The sequence below is a fragment of the Achromobacter sp. ACM02 genome (assembly GCF_014851605.1).
Classification (GTDB): domain Bacteria; phylum Pseudomonadota; class Gammaproteobacteria; order Burkholderiales; family Burkholderiaceae_B; genus Achromobacter; species Achromobacter aegrifaciens.
Genome location: NZ_JACUZY010000007.1, coordinates 106,028 through 121,225 on the forward strand (window position 1 = coordinate 106,028; position 15,198 = coordinate 121,225).

11 protein-coding genes are annotated in these 15,198 nt (G+C 67.7%); 3 read left to right on the forward strand and 8 right to left on the reverse strand.

Translation table 11 applies throughout. The features are described 5' to 3' along the window. Positions 1-39: 39 nt before the first annotated feature. From pgaD to pgaA, 4 genes are read right to left on the reverse strand one after another with little or no spacing between them, the layout of a single operon-like run. The gene (gene pgaD / locus IB258_RS22135) at positions 40-486 is read right to left on the reverse strand and encodes a poly-beta-1,6-N-acetyl-D-glucosamine biosynthesis protein PgaD (RefSeq protein WP_054458203.1); all 447 of its coding nucleotides are present in this window, start codon (positions 484-486) and stop codon (positions 40-42) included. Beyond that, entirely contained in the window at positions 483-1,823 is a 1,341-nt protein-coding gene (pgaC, locus tag IB258_RS22140) for a poly-beta-1,6-N-acetyl-D-glucosamine synthase (RefSeq protein ID WP_118934541.1), read from the reverse strand. Before pgaC ends, pgaD begins: the two co-directional genes overlap by 4 nt. Continuing rightward, positions 1,820-3,853 (reverse strand): poly-beta-1,6-N-acetyl-D-glucosamine N-deacetylase PgaB, encoded by a 2,034-nt coding sequence (gene pgaB / locus IB258_RS22145; RefSeq protein ID WP_054458201.1) that lies wholly within the window; start codon positions 3,851-3,853, stop codon positions 1,820-1,822. Before pgaB ends, pgaC begins: the two co-directional genes overlap by 4 nt. Positions 3,854-3,873: 20 nt before the next feature. Beyond that, a complete protein-coding gene (gene pgaA, locus IB258_RS22150; RefSeq protein ID WP_175162742.1) occupies positions 3,874-6,345 on the reverse strand; it encodes a poly-beta-1,6 N-acetyl-D-glucosamine export porin PgaA in 2,472 nt (823 codons plus the stop codon). Positions 6,346-6,900: 555 nt separating this feature from the next. Between pgaA and IB258_RS22155 the strand changes: the two genes are divergently transcribed. Then, positions 6,901-8,112: a GGDEF domain-containing protein gene (locus tag IB258_RS22155; protein WP_054458199.1), complete on the forward strand. Its 1,212-nt coding sequence runs from the start codon at positions 6,901-6,903 to the stop codon at positions 8,110-8,112. Here IB258_RS22155 and IB258_RS22160 read toward each other — a convergent pair. From IB258_RS22160 to IB258_RS22170, 3 genes are all read right to left on the reverse strand, one after another. After that, complete coding sequence (locus IB258_RS22160; RefSeq protein WP_054458198.1) at positions 8,102-10,018, reverse strand: S9 family peptidase; 1,917 nt, start codon at positions 10,016-10,018, stop codon at positions 8,102-8,104. The genes IB258_RS22155 and IB258_RS22160 overlap by 11 nt on opposite strands. A 123-nt stretch (positions 10,019-10,141) precedes the next feature. Continuing rightward, positions 10,142-11,107, reverse strand: a complete 966-nt coding sequence (locus IB258_RS22165) for a tripartite tricarboxylate transporter substrate binding protein (RefSeq protein WP_054458197.1) — start codon at positions 11,105-11,107, stop codon at positions 10,142-10,144. 29 nt (positions 11,108-11,136) lie between these two features. Continuing rightward, complete coding sequence (locus tag IB258_RS22170; protein WP_192353210.1) at positions 11,137-13,209, reverse strand: metallophosphoesterase; 2,073 nt, start codon at positions 13,207-13,209, stop codon at positions 11,137-11,139. A gap of 108 nt (positions 13,210-13,317) precedes the next feature. On the opposite strand from IB258_RS22170, the gene IB258_RS22175 reads away from it, so the two are divergent. After that, on the forward strand, positions 13,318-14,133 hold the full coding sequence (locus IB258_RS22175) for an IclR family transcriptional regulator (RefSeq protein WP_054458195.1): 816 nt from the start codon (positions 13,318-13,320) through the stop codon (positions 14,131-14,133). Positions 14,134-14,200: 67 nt separating this feature from the next. After that, positions 14,201-14,653: a BPTD_2524 family lipoprotein gene (locus IB258_RS22180; protein WP_054458194.1), complete on the forward strand. Its 453-nt coding sequence runs from the start codon at positions 14,201-14,203 to the stop codon at positions 14,651-14,653. A gap of 36 nt (positions 14,654-14,689) precedes the next feature. Here the strand turns inward: IB258_RS22180 and IB258_RS22185 are convergent, their stop codons facing one another. Further along, on the reverse strand, positions 14,690-15,112 hold the full coding sequence (locus IB258_RS22185; RefSeq protein ID WP_054458193.1) for a PaaI family thioesterase: 423 nt from the start codon (positions 15,110-15,112) through the stop codon (positions 14,690-14,692). Positions 15,113-15,198 lie beyond the last annotated feature (86 nt).

Genomic DNA, 15,198 nt, shown 5'->3' on the forward strand with positions numbered 1-15,198 from the left:
GTCAAGCCTGGAGGCTCACAGCGCCAGGCAGGGACCGTATCAGCCGGCCTGCACCGCGTTCAGGCGGGGGCGGCTGATGTCGATGCCGGTGATGTCGCCGGCCGCGCCGTGGTGGACGACGCAGGTGTGCGCGGAGCGCACCTGCATCAGCTGCGCCGGGCTGATCGCGAAGCTGGCCGCCACGCGGCGGTCGCCCACCGGCTTGATGGGCTTGCGGCGGTCCTTACCTGCGAACTTGCGGTGGTTGTAGACGGCCCAGCCCACCAGCACGCCCGCGTTGATCAGGGCCAGCAGCGCATAGCCCCACAGCGTGTGCACGGTGGGCAGGAACACCGGCCAGAGCGAGACATCGGGGCCGCCCGCGGCGGCGCGCAGGATCGCCAGGATGCCGGCGCCGAACAGATAGACGAAGGCGAACCAGCCGACGGCGGTCAGGACCAGGTCGAACAGATAGCCTGCGCGGGAACGTTGCGTGGTGATGATCATGACGTTGCGTCCGGTGATTTGATGCCCCGGTCCGGGCTGGTCCAGCGCGCGCGCCGGGCCTGCTTGCGGAGCATGACTTTGGGGAAACTGACCAGGGTGGTGAACAGGCTCACCATCCAGAAGGCCAGCGGATACCAGATGACCCAGTACAGCGAGCGGGCCAGGCCGGGCTCGTAGCGGCGGTCGATCAGGATGCTGACGACGAACTGCAGCAGGCAGACCACGGCCAGCATCATGCCGGTGAAGGCGGGCGGCATCAGGCTGGCGATCTGCATGTTGTTGGGCAGCGTGACCACCTGGCTGACGGCCCAAAGCAGCACCGACACGCCGAAGGCGAAGGCCCAGGCGGTGGACAGGCAGAACTCGGCCATCAGCGGCCACAGGCGGCGGTGGCGCCAGACCCAGATCGAACGCAGGTTCTTCAGGAAGACCTCGGCGCCGCCCTGGGCCCAGCGCAGCCGCTGCTTCCACAGTCCGCGCAGGGTTTCGGGCATCAGGATCCAGCACAGGCCGCGCGGCTCATAGAAGATCGACCAGTGGTCGCGCTGCAGCTTCCAGCTGATGTCGATGTCCTCGGTGATCATGTCCAGGCTCCAGTAGCCCACGCGGTCCAGCGCCGCGCGCCGGAAGGCGGCGACCACGCCGGATACGGTGAACACCTGGCCGTAGACGCGCTGGGTGCGCTTGATCAGGCCGATGATGGAAGAGAATTCGCCCACCTGGATGCGCCCGATCATGGTGGAGCGGGTGCGGATGCGCGGGTTGCCGGTGACGGCGCCCACGCGCGGGTTGTCGATCAGCGGCGCCACCAGGTAGGCGGCTGCGTCCGGGTCCAGCATGGCGTCGCCGTCGATGCAGACCAGGTACTCGCTGCGCGCAGCCATGGCGCCCATGCGCAGCGCCATGGCCTTGCCCTGGTTCTGCGCCAGGTGCACCACGCGCAGCCGCGGATGGGCGGCGGCCATGCGGTCCAGCATGTCGGCGGTGCCGTCGCTGGAGCCGTCGTTGATGGCGATGACCTCGATGTGCGGATAGTTCTGGCCCAGGGCGGCCAGCAGCGTCTCTTCGCCGTTGTCGGCCTCGTTGTAGCAGGGCACCAGGATGGACACCAGCGGATTGCCGGCCAGCACTGGCGGCTGGCTGTCCTTGCCCCATTTCCAGTGCCGCTCCCAATGCCACCAGAAGTAGATGCCGCCAGCCATCCACATGCCGGACATGAACAGGGGGTAGAAGAACACGAAGCCCAGCAGCGCTTCGCCGGTCAGCATCAGGGTGAAGCCGAAGGGCGCGCCAAGCACCGCGCAGAGAATCAGCAGGGCAATCAGTCGGTCTATCATTTGATCGGATACCAGGCTTCGGAGATGGCGGGCCGGATGCCTTGCAACCGGGGCTGGTCTTGCGAGAAATCGTCGGGGTAGTAGCCGAAGCTGCGCGAGCCGCGCAGCTGCAGCCGCTTCATCCAGCCGGCCAGCACGGCCGTGTCGACCGGCGTGGCTTCGGGGCGGCCGGGGCCGGTGCGCCAGTCGCGGGCCTGCAGCTCGAACACGGTCCTGTCCAGCGCCCCGGGGCGCTGCGCGACGGTATCGACCAGCCGGTCCAGCCAGGCGTTTTCCTGGCCGGCGGGCACGTTTTCCATCAGCGGCATCGCCATCGGCGCGGTCCAGTCGTAGGCGCCGAGGAAGTCGTCCAGGTTCTGCGCGAACCAGGTTTCGCTGCCGGGATTCAGGATGGGTTCGGCAAAGATGTTGCGCGCCGTCTTGATCTGCGGGCCGCGCACCGCGCGCACCCGCTGCGTGAGTTCGGCGGTGAAGTCCACCAGCGCGCGGCTCTTGTAGCGGGTCCAGCGTTGCAGGGTGTCCGGATCCGCGCGCAGTTCGGCGATGCTGCCCGGCAGGCCCGCGGCCCGGTAGGCGGCCAGCGCGCCGGGGCTGGCGTCTTCGAAGTCCGACAGCAGCGCGTCGTCATGGAACAGGATGCCGTCGAAGATCGCGTAGCGGGACAGGTCCTCGTACAGATCGCCGATGCGCGCACGCACGGTCGGGTCGAACGGCGACAGGCGGCGGTACTGGTCGGGATCCGGCTCTGGCTGCGCCTGGCCTTCCTGCCAGCGCGTGACGCGGGGCAGGGCGGGATCCAGGTCGAAGGACAGCACCGGCATCCAGGCGTAGACCATCACGTTGGCGCGGTTGTGCAGCTGCCATGCGGCGCGGTTGAAGAGATCGGCGCGCATAGGCAGCCAGCGGTTAGGGAAGTAGACGGACTTCACCAGGCCGTCGCCCACGGGGTCCGAGTAGGCCTGCAGGAACACCGTGTTGATCTGCATGTCGAGGATGCGCTGCACCAGCTCGCCCAGGTTGCGGTCGGTCTGCGCCGGGTCCGGGTCGTAGACGTAGTCCAGGTCCACGTGCGCCACGCGCATGAAGGGCTGGGCTTCCATGCCGACCACGCTGTTGGCGAAGGGCTTGAGCGTCGGGTCGCTGGACAGCAGCAGGCGCGGCGTGGACATCAGGCGGCCGACGCGGCCCGGGCCGTCCTCCAGCGTCAGCGCCAGCTGATAACCGTGCTCGGCGGTAATGCGCAGGGTGGAGCCGCCTTCGGCGCCATAAGGCCAGACCCAGACGCGCGGCTTCTTGCCGGTGGCGCGGCGGATCTTTTCGGTGATGGCGGCGACGTCGCCGCCCATGCGCGCGTCGAACTCCGCTTCGGTCTCGTAGCGGCGGGTCTGCGCATCGTAGGCTCGGATGGCGGCGGCGGGCTCGGTATTGCCCTGGGGATTGGCCAGCGCGCCGTAGTGCGAGGCATTGGTGTGCGCAGCAATCTCGACCAGCCCCGAGCGCGAGATCTCGCGGACCTCGTCCCAGTTCAGGAAGCGCTTGCGGTCTTCGGGGCTGCCGCCGAAGTCCACGCGCTGGTTGGCCGGCGTGTCCATCCAGACGCCGACCGGCGCCAGCAGCGCGGGCCATTGATAGGCTTTCAGGATGGGAAGCACGCGGGTGTAGAAGCTGCGGTAGCCGTCGTCAAAGGACAGCAGCACGGCGCGCTCGGGCAGCGGCTTGCCGCCCTGGCGCGCGGCCAGGATCTGATCCACGGTGACGGCCTGGTAGCCATTGGCGCGCAGCCAGGCCAGCTGTTCGACCAGACGGTCGGTGCGCACGCTGAGAAAGCCCTGGTCGGGGTCTTCGTCTTCCACGTCGTGGTAGGCCAGGGCCAGGAACTGGCCCTGCACCCAGGGCTGTTCGGCGGGGGCGAGCGGGCGCTGGTCCGGCGGCGTGTAGACCGGGATGTCCTTGGCGCAGGCGGTCAGCGCCAGGATCGCAAGCAACAGCAGGCCGGCGAGAATCAGGCGGGTATGGGTTTTAAGCATCATGGCGTTACTCGGATCCGGGTTCAGAAGCGGTACGTCAGGTCGAACACGATGCGCAGTTCGCGCTCGCGTTCGCCGTCGTACGGGCGGCTGGTGCCGGTGATCATGGCGCCCATGTCGAGGACGTCGTTGGCGCGGTATCGCTGGCCGTAGCCCAGCGCGATCACGCCGCCGGTGCCGTAGCCTTGCTGGGTGTAAGCGCCTGCGCCCAGTGTGCCGATCTGCTCCCAGGCGGTTTCGTAGCGGCGGTACAGGGTGTGCGTCAGGCGCACGCCGGGCAGCAGCATCAGGTCCGACCGCGGATTGAAATAGGGCACGTTGCTGTCGTGGCTGTTGCGCTGGGTGGACGCCTCGAACTCCAGGTCCGCCAGCAGGTGCGGCGAGGTGTAGACGCGCTCGCGCCCGGCCAGGCCCAGCGCCCAACGGTTGTTGCCGTCGCTGAAGTGCGAAGGCGACAGCGCCAGCGTCCATTCGCGGCGCTCGTCGGCTCGCCAGCGCACGTAGGCCGACAGGCTGTTGGAATAGATGCCGCTGGTCAGCGCGCGCAGCGGCGTTTCGCGCGACATGATTTCGCCCGAGCCGCCCACCTGCCAATGGTCGTCCAGGTCGTAGGCGGCCGACAGGCGCGCGCCCGGCTTCACGCCGTGGCCATAGTCGTGGGTGGAGACTTCGCCTTCGATCGTGAGGTCGCGGCCGCGCCATTCCACGCCGGTGCGCAGCCAGCGGTAGTTGCCGCGGCCTTCCTCGAAGTCGCCGGAGGCGTAGCCGCCGCCGCCGAAGACTCGCCAGTTGTAGTCCAGCGGCGCGGAGTACAGCACGGCGTCGATGCCGAAGTCGCCGCTGCCGGTGACCGGGCTGTCGGATGCCAGGCCGCGGTAACCGTTGATGCGCAGCTCGGCCTTGTTGTGCACTTCCCATTCGCGCGCCAGGCGGCGGCTGGTCAGGTTTTCGGGCGAGCGGGCCATGGTGTCCTGCGACAGCGCTTCGGCCTGGCGCCATTCCTGCAAGTCCAGGGCGGTGAAGCCCTGGCCGTTCTCCACGCCCAGGCTGCGCGGCGCCAGGGTCTCGGCCATCTTCAATTCGACCTCCGAGGCGCGGGGGAGCGATTGGGCGCGGTAGACGGTGGCCAGGTCGCTGCGCAGTCCGGAGTTGTTGGGCGCGTTCTCGACCATCTCTTCGAGGCGCTGCCGGGCGGCGACGGTGTCGTTGGCCTGCAGGCGAGCCGACGCCAGGGTCTGGCGGCTTTCCAGGTTCAGGTCGTTGGGCATGCGGGTGGCCTGGCCCTTGTAGTACAGCCAGGGGGCGTAGCCCGATTCGACGCCTTCGGTGACGGCGCTGGTCTCGTTGAACTGTTCGCCCTCGGCCAGCGAGTAGTACAGGCCGGTCTCGGTCGCCAGGCGCTGCTCGGCATCGTCGCCGCGCAGGGCGTCGTCGGCCGCGACCTGCCGATAGATGTCGCGGGCGCGTTCGGGCTGGCGCACGTACAGGTAGGCCGATGCCACGTCGTTCAAGGCGTAACGCGGCACCGTGACGCCCTCGGCCAGCAGGGCTTCGTATTCGCGGACCAGATCGGCCATGCGCACGCGGACGTGCAGGGCGTGCAAGCGGTCGATACGGGCGCGCAGCGCGTCGGCGCGGGCGTCTTCCTGCTGCTGCCAGACGGGGATCAGTTCGTCGTAACGCGCCAAAGCCTTGTCGGCCAACACGAAACGTTCAGCTTCCGACCGCGTGGGCATGGCCGCCAGCCGCACCTGTTGGGCCAGCGCGTCGGCCTCGAAGCCGCGCATCTGGCCAGCGTCGAACAGATCCTGGTGACGGCGCGCCAACTCCAGCGCCACGTCCGCCATGCGCGCGCGCTGCAGCGCCCAGATGTACTCGCGCAACACGTAAGGGGTGCCGGGCGCGGCGGCCAGGGCCAGGTCGGCCTGGTGCAGCGCTTCATAAGGCTCGCCCTGGCGGGCGTGGACGTAGCTCAGGGCAAGGCGGGCGTCGACATCGCGGGGATGCCGCTTGAGCCAGCGCGCCGCAGCCTCGCGCGCCTCGGGGTAGCGGCCGGCATCGGCCAGGGTCATGATTTCGCCGGCGCGAAAAGCGGACTGGCCGGGATGGCGGCGCGCGCCCGCCTGGTACGCGGCCAGCGCCTCGGGCCAGCGCTGCAGGTCGCGGTAGGCGCGCGCGACGGAAAGCTGGATGTCGCCGGGCAGCGCCGCGCCTTGCGGCAATTGCTCGTAGGCGGCGACGGCTTCGGCGGGCTTGCCGGCCCATCCGGCGATGATGATGTGGTCGTAGATGGCGCGGCTGCCGCCGGCCGGACCTTGCTGGCGCAACATCGCCAGCGCGGGCTCGTAGTCGCCGGCGCGCGCTCTGGCGATCAAGGCGTCGTAGTCGTTGCCGGGGCCGGCCAGCGCCATGGCTGGAGCCAGGATGGCGCAAGCCGCCAGCAGGCTCAGTCTCGGTCCAACGGCACCCAGGGGTGTCGATCCTCTGTTTTGCATCTGTAATACTTCCGCAGTTGCGACTCGGGGCGTTCCTGGTCCGGCCGGCCGTGGGCGTGCCTTTTTTCGGCGCGAGCCGAGGCGACGCGCAGCACAAAGGCGCCGGCGGCGGCGGGAAGGAACACTTTTTGGTTAGGACTGCGCGGCGCCCGCTGCGGGGACCTTCGCACTCGCGCTATGGGAGTGCATGGCTAGTACGCGCCACGCCCGTAGGGCGTGATTGCGGCGCTCTTGATGGCACCGTCAATGGCCCGAATTATAAGTGTGTTAACTGTCAGTCAACTGTCAATTAGTGCAAAGGGCCATGGCGAAAGTGCGGCCGTGGCGTATTCTTCGTCGCTTGCCGCGCAATCGTCTTGGCGCGGGCGGTAAAGGTTCAGGGCGAAACGGCGTGCGGCGACGGACGGGCGCCAGGTTGTGCCGGTCTGTCGCTGTACGGGTAACAAAAAGCGTCAGGGGTGGTGGGATGTAACGCCGCCTCATGAGGCATGAACCCAGTGCAACAGCAATGACGAGCGACGGCGAACGCCCGCGGGGCGCAAGCCGGCAAACACCATGACGACTTCTCTTTTCTTTCTGATGTGGGGCCTGGCCACGGCTCTGGCATTGCCGTTGCTGGCGCCATTGCGCGCCCGCGACGTGGGCGGCGTCGCCGCGTTCACGGCGGGCAACGCGCTGGCCGTGCTGTCGCTGCTGGCCTATGCGGCCTCGCCCATCCTGCCGTCCGCCGTCTATGTGATGGTCTCGAACGCCGCCTGGGTCTGCGCGGTCAGCCTGGTCTACGTCGGCGTGCGGCAGTTCTTCGGCCTGCGTCCGCTGGCGCGGCGCACGGCGGCGCTGGGCGCGCTCAGTATCGCTGCGTTCGCGCTGCTGCTGTACGTGGCGGATGACCTGCGGGCGCGCATGCTGCTGTTTTCCGCCTACACCTTCGTGGCCATGATGGCGACGGGCATGGTGTTCTTCCGCCAGCGCAAGCGGCTGCACACGCGCGGCGTGATGCTGTACATGATGCTGGCGAGCTTCGGCCTGGCCGCGCTGCATGCCCTGCGCCTGGCGGTCTACAGCGTGGGCGGACAAGAACCCTCGTCGCTGCTCGAGCCCAGTCCCTGGGGCCTGTTCTTCATTGTCTGCGGGACGGTGACCGTGCCCGGGCTGTTCCTGGCGCTGCTGCTCCTGATCCAGACCAGCCTGTCCGAACAGATGGAAGCTGCGCTGACCTTCGACGGCCTTACAGGCGCCTATTCGCGCCGCAGCATCCTGGACGAGCTGGAGCGCGAGTTGCAGCGCTGCCAGCGCGCCGGCGGCAAGCTGGCGGTGTTGGTGCTGGACATCGACCATTTCAAGTCCATCAACGACCGTTACGGCCATGCCGCGGGCGACGCGGCGCTGCGCCATTTTTCAAAGGTGGTGCAGCGGGCGGTGCGCGCCAGCGACCGCTTCGGCCGGTTGGGCGGCGAGGAATTCGTGCTGCTGATGTACGACTGCGATCCGGCCCGCGCGCTGGTGCAGGCGCAGCGCGTCTGCGACGCCCTGCGCGACACGCCCTTCCACCTGCAAGGGCGCGAAGTACGGATGACCACCAGCGGCGGCCTGGCTTCGTACCAGTCGGGAGACGGCGCGGACGGCATCCTGGCGCGCGCCGACGATGCGCTGTACCGCGCCAAGGAACATGGGCGCGACCGCGTCGAGATGGCCTGGATCGGCCGTCCCGCGGGCCGCGCGCAGGAGCGCGGCCCGGCGGTGGTGGAGGAGGAGGTCAGGGCTTGAGATGTTCCGTCAGGAACTTCTCCATGGCTTCGTAGAACTCGAATTTGTTCTCGTCGTTGTGGAAGCCGTGGCCTTCGTTGTCCTTGACCATGTACTCGACCTCGACGCCGCGGGCGCGCAGCGCCTTGACCATCTGGTCGCTTTCGTCCTTGTTCACGCGCGGATCCTTGGCGCCCTGCGCCACGAACAGCGGCGTCTTGATCCTGTCCGCGTGCAGCGCGGGCGAGGTGGCGGCCAGGCGTTCGCGGTCGCGTTCGGGGTCGCCCACCATGTCCTGCATCTTGTCCAGCATGGGCTTCCAGTATGGCGGAATGGACTTCATGAACGTGAACAGGTTGGACACCCCCACGTAGTCCACCGCGGCGGCATACAGGTCGGGCGTGAACGCCACGCCGGCCAGCGTGGCGTAGCCGCCATAGCTGGCGCCGTAGATGCCGATGCGCTTGGGATCGGCGATGCCTTGCCCAATGAGCCACTGCACGCCATCGGTGATGTCGTCCTGCATCTTCAGGCCCCATTGGCCGAAGCTGGCTTCCCAGAAGGCGCGGCCATAGCCGGTCGATCCGCGGAAGTTCATCTGCAGCACGCAGAAGCCGCGGTTGGCCAGGAACTGGACTTCAGGGTTGTAGCCCCAGCCGTCGCGCGCCCACGGACCGCCGTGAGGATTCACGATGCAAGGCAGGTTCCTGGGATCGCGGCCGGCGGGCAGCGTCAGGTAGCCGTGGACCGTCAGGCCGTCGCGGGTCTGGTAGCTGATGGGCTGCACGCGCGACATGTCCGCCTCGGGAATGGCGGGATTGATGTCGGCCAGCTTGGTCAGCGTATCGGCGGCGGCGTCGTAGATGTAGCGCGAGCCGGGCGTGCGGTCGTTGTAGGCGGCGACGATGAACTTGTCTTCGTCGCGGTTGGATCCCTGGATGGCGAAGTCGTAGCCAGTGAGCTTGGCCGACAGTTTCTTGAAGAGCGTCTCGCTCTGCGCGTCGAAGAACTTGTATTGCGGCTTGTCGGTCTGGTAGGCGGCTACCGTCAGCACGCGGCGCTTGCGCGAGTAGCCGGCGGAATCCAGGTCGACGGTGTCGGGCGTGAAGATTTCTTCCTCGGCCTCGGGCTGGGCGGGGTCGATCACCACCAGCGATAGCTTGTCGCGCCCGCGGTTGGACAGGGCGTAGAACTTCTTGTCGTCGAAGGTGAAGAACGCCGGACTGACGCTGGTGCGGTAGTCGGTGGTGATGAGCGGACGGAATTCGGAAGATTCGTCGTCGCGGTAGAGCAGGGTGGTGTTCAGGCCGTCGCTGGCGACGGCGGCGCGCACCTTGCCGGCGTGGTCGGTCTGCCAGCCGACGATGTTGCCCGGGTTCTGCGCCACCAGCTCCGCGGCGCCCGTGTGGACGTTGACGCGGTAGACGTCGAAGACTTCCGGATTGCGCTGGTTGTGGCTGATGAGGACGTGGTCGGGATCGTCTTCCAGATCGTCCTCGATGCCGGCGCGCACGCCTTCATACGGCGTCAGGTCGGTGATCTTGCCGGTCTTGGCGTTGACGGCCAGCACGTGGAAGTTCTCGTCGCCGCCGAAATCCTTCTGGTAGAGCACCACGTCGGCGCCTTTCCAGAAGAAGTTGCTGATGTCGCGCGCGGTCTCGCTGGTCAGTTGCCGCGGGTCGCCGACAGGCGTGCTGCCTTGCAGCGGCTGCACGTAGATGTTCATGCGGGCGGGATTGCCGTCCACGCTGGTGGGCTGCATGAAGCCCAATGTGCGGCCGTCGTCGGCCAGGCGGAAGAAGCCCCGTTCGGGGTTGCGGAAGAAATCCTTGAGGGGATAGACGCGCGGCGGTTGCGCGGCGCTGGCGCCCAGCGAGACGCCGATGATGCTGGCGGCCAGGACGGTGCGCTTGAGGAATGAGAACAAGGGGGACCTCCGAAGTTGCCGCGGCGGGCGCTTGAGGCCGGCCGCCGGGTGGTCCGCCGATAATGCCATAGCGGCGCGGGCGGTGTCGAACCGCCCGCGGACGCTGCCGGGCCTGCGCCGGCCTTATTGCGGCTCCAGCCCCGTGGCCTTGACGATGGCGCCGTACTTGGCCATTTCGGCGCCGATGAAGGTTTTGAATTCCTGGGGCGGCTTGTAGGAAATGGCCAGCCCCTGGCCCTGCAGTTTTTCCTTCACGTCGGCGGCCTGCAGCGCCTGGGCCGTGTCCTTGGAAATGCGTTCCACCAGGGCCGGCGGCATGCCGGCGGGGCCGAACAGGCCGAACCAGTTGGAAATGTCGAAGTCGTCCAGACCGACCTCCTTGGCCGTCGGGGTCGAAGGCAGGATGTCCTGACGCTGGGGACCGGCGATGAACAGCGGGTGCAGCTTGCCGGCGCCGATCTGGCCGATGATGGCTGGCGCCGTGGCGAAGAAGATATCGATCTGGCCGCCCACCAGATCGGCCACGGCCAGCGCCGTGCCGCGGTAGGGCACGTGGGTCAGGTTCATGCCGGAGCGCACTCGCAGCAGTTCGCCGGCCAGATGCTGCTGGCCGCCCATGCCCGGCGAACCGTACACCAGCGGCGCCTTTGCGCCTTGTTGCTTGAGATCGGCGTAGGTGGTGGCGGGCAGCTTGGGACCGCTGACCAGCACCAGCGGCGCATCCGCCACCAGGGCGATGGGCTGCAGGTCCTTCAACGGGTCGTAGCGCATCTGCTTGTAGACCAGCTTGTTGATGGAGACCTCGGGCGTGTAGGCCAGCAGCAGGGTGTAGCCGTCGGGTGTGGCGCGCGCGACCTGTTCGGCGCCTATCATGCCGCTGGCGCCGGACTTGTTCTCCACGATGACTTGTTGGCCCCAACTGGTGCTGAGCTTTGCCGCGAGGATGCGGGCGATCACGTCGGTGGCGCCGCCGGGCGTGTAGGCAACGATCAGGCGCACCGGCTTGTCGGGATAGGGCTGCGCCTGCGCATACATGGGAAGGCAGGCGGCGGCCAGCAGTCCCGCGAGTTTGATTGCGTATCGAAACATGGGGTGGCTCCTGTGCGGGGAATGAGGGTTCAACTGCGCTGGATCAACAGCACGGCCTGGCCGGGCAGATGCAGGCGCGCGTACTCGGCCCAATCGTCCCCGGTCTGCAGCGCGCGCTGGGCCGTCAGGTCGACGACGCGCTTGAACGCGCCGGCCTCGATCTGACGCTTGAGGGCCGGTCCGGGGCCGTAGGCCAGTTCATAGGTCTGCTCGCCGCAGCGGTAGCGGCACAGACGCAGACCGGCTTCGCCGTCGATGCGTTCGACCGATCCGGCGCCCGCGGCCTGGCCTGCAAAGACCGCGTTCAGCGCGGCCAGCGCCAGTCCGGCGGGGCGCGGATCGTAGCGGCGGTCGATCAGGCCGTTGCGCGGAAAGTAGCCGCGATCCACGTCCATGAAGGTGTCGAAGGAATAGCTCACCGCGTCCGTGGTCCGGGCCGCCAGGAAGGCTTCGGCCACCAGCGCGGCGATGGCGGTGTCGTCGGTGTTGGCCGCCGCCAGGCGGTCGGCCAGCTTGACGCCCACGTTCACCGTCGCGCCCCAGTCGCGCGCCTGCGCGGCCAGTTGCTGGTGCGTGGCGATCAGGTCGGCGCCCCAGTCCAGGCGCACGGTGAAACCGTCCAGGTTCTTCTGCGCGAAGTGCGGCAGCAGCGCGGATTGCGCCGCTTCGAGCTCGGACGCGCGCAGGCCGGTGTTGACGAAATGGCTGTAGTGCTTGCCGTCGAAGTGGGCATCGTCCGCGCCCGTGCGGATCTTGCAATAGACAAGGCGGGCGTCGGTGTGCGCGCGCAGGCGCTGCAAGGCTGCGCCCGCCTCTTCCAGCGCCTGGGCGTTCAGGTTGATCTCGATGGCGGCGATGGCCACGCCATGCTCGCGCGCCTGTTGCAGCAGCCTGGCGTCCGGCAGCCCCAGCGAGGTCAGCACGAAGCGGTGGCCGACGTCGGACATGAGGCGCGCACGGCGCAAGGTCTTGTCGTCGCGCAGATCCTGCACGGGAATCTTGAGCGTGCGCAGCCCCATTTCCCACATGGACATCAGCGGGTAGTCGTTGCGCGCCAGCTTGCGGCCGAACTCCTGTACGCCGCCGGTGCAGGGGATTTCGACGATCTCGGCCCAGGGATGCCGCATCTCGACCGCGATGCCGTCGCAGGCGGCGGTCTTGGTATGGACGGTGGGCAGGGTGCGCGCCGCCGCCCGGCCCGGTTCGGCCTCGCCGCGCATGGCGCCGTGCGTGCGGATCAGCTTGGCGACATGCCCCTGCTCATGCACGTCGACGATGAAATAGCCGAATTTTTCCACGTCGCCGCGGCCGAATTCGTCCGCCGGCGGCACCCGGTAGAACTCGGAAAAGTCATGCCGCAGGAAGGCGGTCGACGGCAGCATGTAGACCTCCGCGCCGCCGATGACGTCGTACCAGAAATTGTGGACGTGGCCGGCGAACACGCCTTCGACGCGCGGATCGGCCAGGCGCGACAGCAGCCAGCCGCGGCCGGGCTCGTCGATGTTGTCGTAGGACCCGCGTTCGTTGGCGTCATGCAGATAGGGCGGGTAATGCAGCGACACGAAGACGCGGCCGCTGGCGCCTGCCAATTGCTCGTCGATCCAGGCGCGCTGCGCGTCATCCGCCGCCAGTCCGGAGTTGAACAGCAGCGCGTTCAGGAACAGGAAGCGCACGCCGCCATGGTCCACCGCGTAATAGTCCGGCCCGAACACCTGGCGGTACTTGTCCAGGTAGTCGTCGCAGACGATGTCGGCGGGCATCCAGTCGATGCGCTTGTCGCCGACGTCGTGGTTGCCGGGCACCAGGTGCAGCGGCATGTCGATCTGGCCGGCGATGGCCTTGAAGCGGTCGGCCGCCACCTCGAACGAAGGCATGCTGGGCACCGGGTGGACGATGTCTCCCAGGTGGATGGTGAAGGCGGGCGCGGGGTCCAGGCTGGCGATGTCGGCGAAGACGTGCCGCGCCCGGGCATTGGCGCGGGCATTGGTGGCGAAGGGCGACGCGCAGGTGTCTTCGGATTCATTGACGTGGGTGTCGGCCACCACGGCAAAGCTGAACAGGCGGGCGCCCAGCGGCTGGCGGGAAAAGCGGGAATTCGTCATCAACTACCCTTTCAATTTCAATAAATGGAATTCAAGTGTTTATAGTGAACGGAATGTTTGTATTTCGGCAGGCGATATACTGTCAATGCTCCGAATCCCTAGGCCGCCATGCACTCGAAAACGCCGCTCAACTACGAACTCGAATCCCGCGCCTCGCTGGAAGCGCACCCGCGCTTTGCCTCCACGCTTTCCAACGGGCTCGACGTGCTCAAGTGCTTTTCGGCGGCCGAGCCGCAGCTGGGCAACAAGGAAATCGCCGAAATGCTCGGCCTGACGCGCCCGACGGTGTCCAGGCTGACGTTCACGCTGGTGGGGCTGGGCTATCTGCGGCGCGACGAACGCACCGGCAAATATTCGCTGGGTCCGGCGGTGCTGACGCTGGGCTATCCCTTGCTGGTGCACCTGACGCTGCGGCAGCTGGCGGCGCACGACATGATCGAACTGGCGCGCTATGCCAAGGGGCCGGTGTCCATGGCCATCCGCGACCGCCTGCAGGTGGTCTACGTGGAAACGGTGCACGACGGCGCGTCCAATGCCTCGCGCCCGGACATCGGGTCGGCCCGCCCCTTGCTGCGCACCGCCACCGGGCGCGCGCTGCTGTATGCGCAGACGCCGGACGAGCGTGAGCTCATCTGCGCCCGGCTGGCCGAGGAGTTCCCGGAGGACTGGGAACGCTTCGGCCCATCGCTGCAACCCGCGTTCGATGCCATCGCCGAGCACGGCTTCTGCGTGGTCAGCAAGGACTGGCGGGCCGAGCTGTGCGGCATCGCCACGCCGATGCGCTATCGCTCCAATGACTTGCCGCTGGCCTTCAACGTGACGATCCCGGCTGACAACCTGGACGAAAAGCACGTGTACGAGACCCTGGGGCCGCGCCTGCGGACCCTGGTGAAGAACCTGGAGTACCGCATCGGGATCATGTGAACGCGGCTGCGCTTATCGCGCGCAGCCGATATGCGGGATAATCGCGGGCACTGATCTGGAGATACACATGTACTGGAAACTGGTCGCGGCTTCGGCGCTGGCCCTGGGCCTGGCGGGCTGCTCGATGGGCATTTCGCCCGGCACGTCGCCGCACAGCGAATTCAAGGCCCCGGTGGCCTTCAAGGACGCCTACGACGCGGCGATCCGGCAGGCCAATGCGTGCCTGCGCAGCACCGACAACGCCTATCGCGTGGTGGACACCATGAACGAAAGCGCGCAGTCCGGCGTGGTGCAGGTGCTGGCGCCCTATAGCGACAATGAGATGACGCGGGTCGAATTGAAGGCGGCCGGCCCCAAGACCACCGATGTGCGCATCGCGGTGTGGGGCAAGGGCACCTGGGACGCGGCCGCCATGCGCGCGATGCAGGACGCCGTCTATTACAGCCTGGTGTCGTGCAGCAGCTATATGCCGCTGGATCCGCGCCCGCCGGTCAAGCCTTCGCGCGACCTGCCCAACTGATGCGCGGGCGCTGGCGGCTTGCCGCCGCCGGCGCGCTCAGTCCCCGCCCGGGCGGCGGCGGATGATCTTGAAGGTGGCGGTGGCGCGCGCCACCAGCTCGCCGTCGGCGCGCCGGACCTCGCCTTCGCAGAAGGCGATCGACGCCCCTTTGCGCAGGCAGCGCGCCTCGATCACCAGATCGCCCGTGCCGGGCGACAGGAACGAGGTGTTCATGTCGATGGTGGCCATGCCTTCCGTGCCGTCGGCCGAGCCGCGGGCGGCGGCGCTGAGCGTGAAGTCCAGCACGCTCATCAGCGTGCCTCCATGCACGTCGCCGCGGCTGTTGGTCAGGTCGGCGCGCCAGGGCAGCGAGGTACGGGCATAGGCCGGCGCGATGCTCTCGGGCACCAGGCCGATGAAATGCATGAAGGGGATGGTCAGGCCGAAGTAGTCGGTTTGAGGCGTGGAGGCTGCAGTCATGGACCGTTGCGGGCAGGAATGGAAAGTCGGTTGTCGGCGGTCATAATATATGTTTTGCCACGGGGTTTCAGGCGATGAACGGCTCA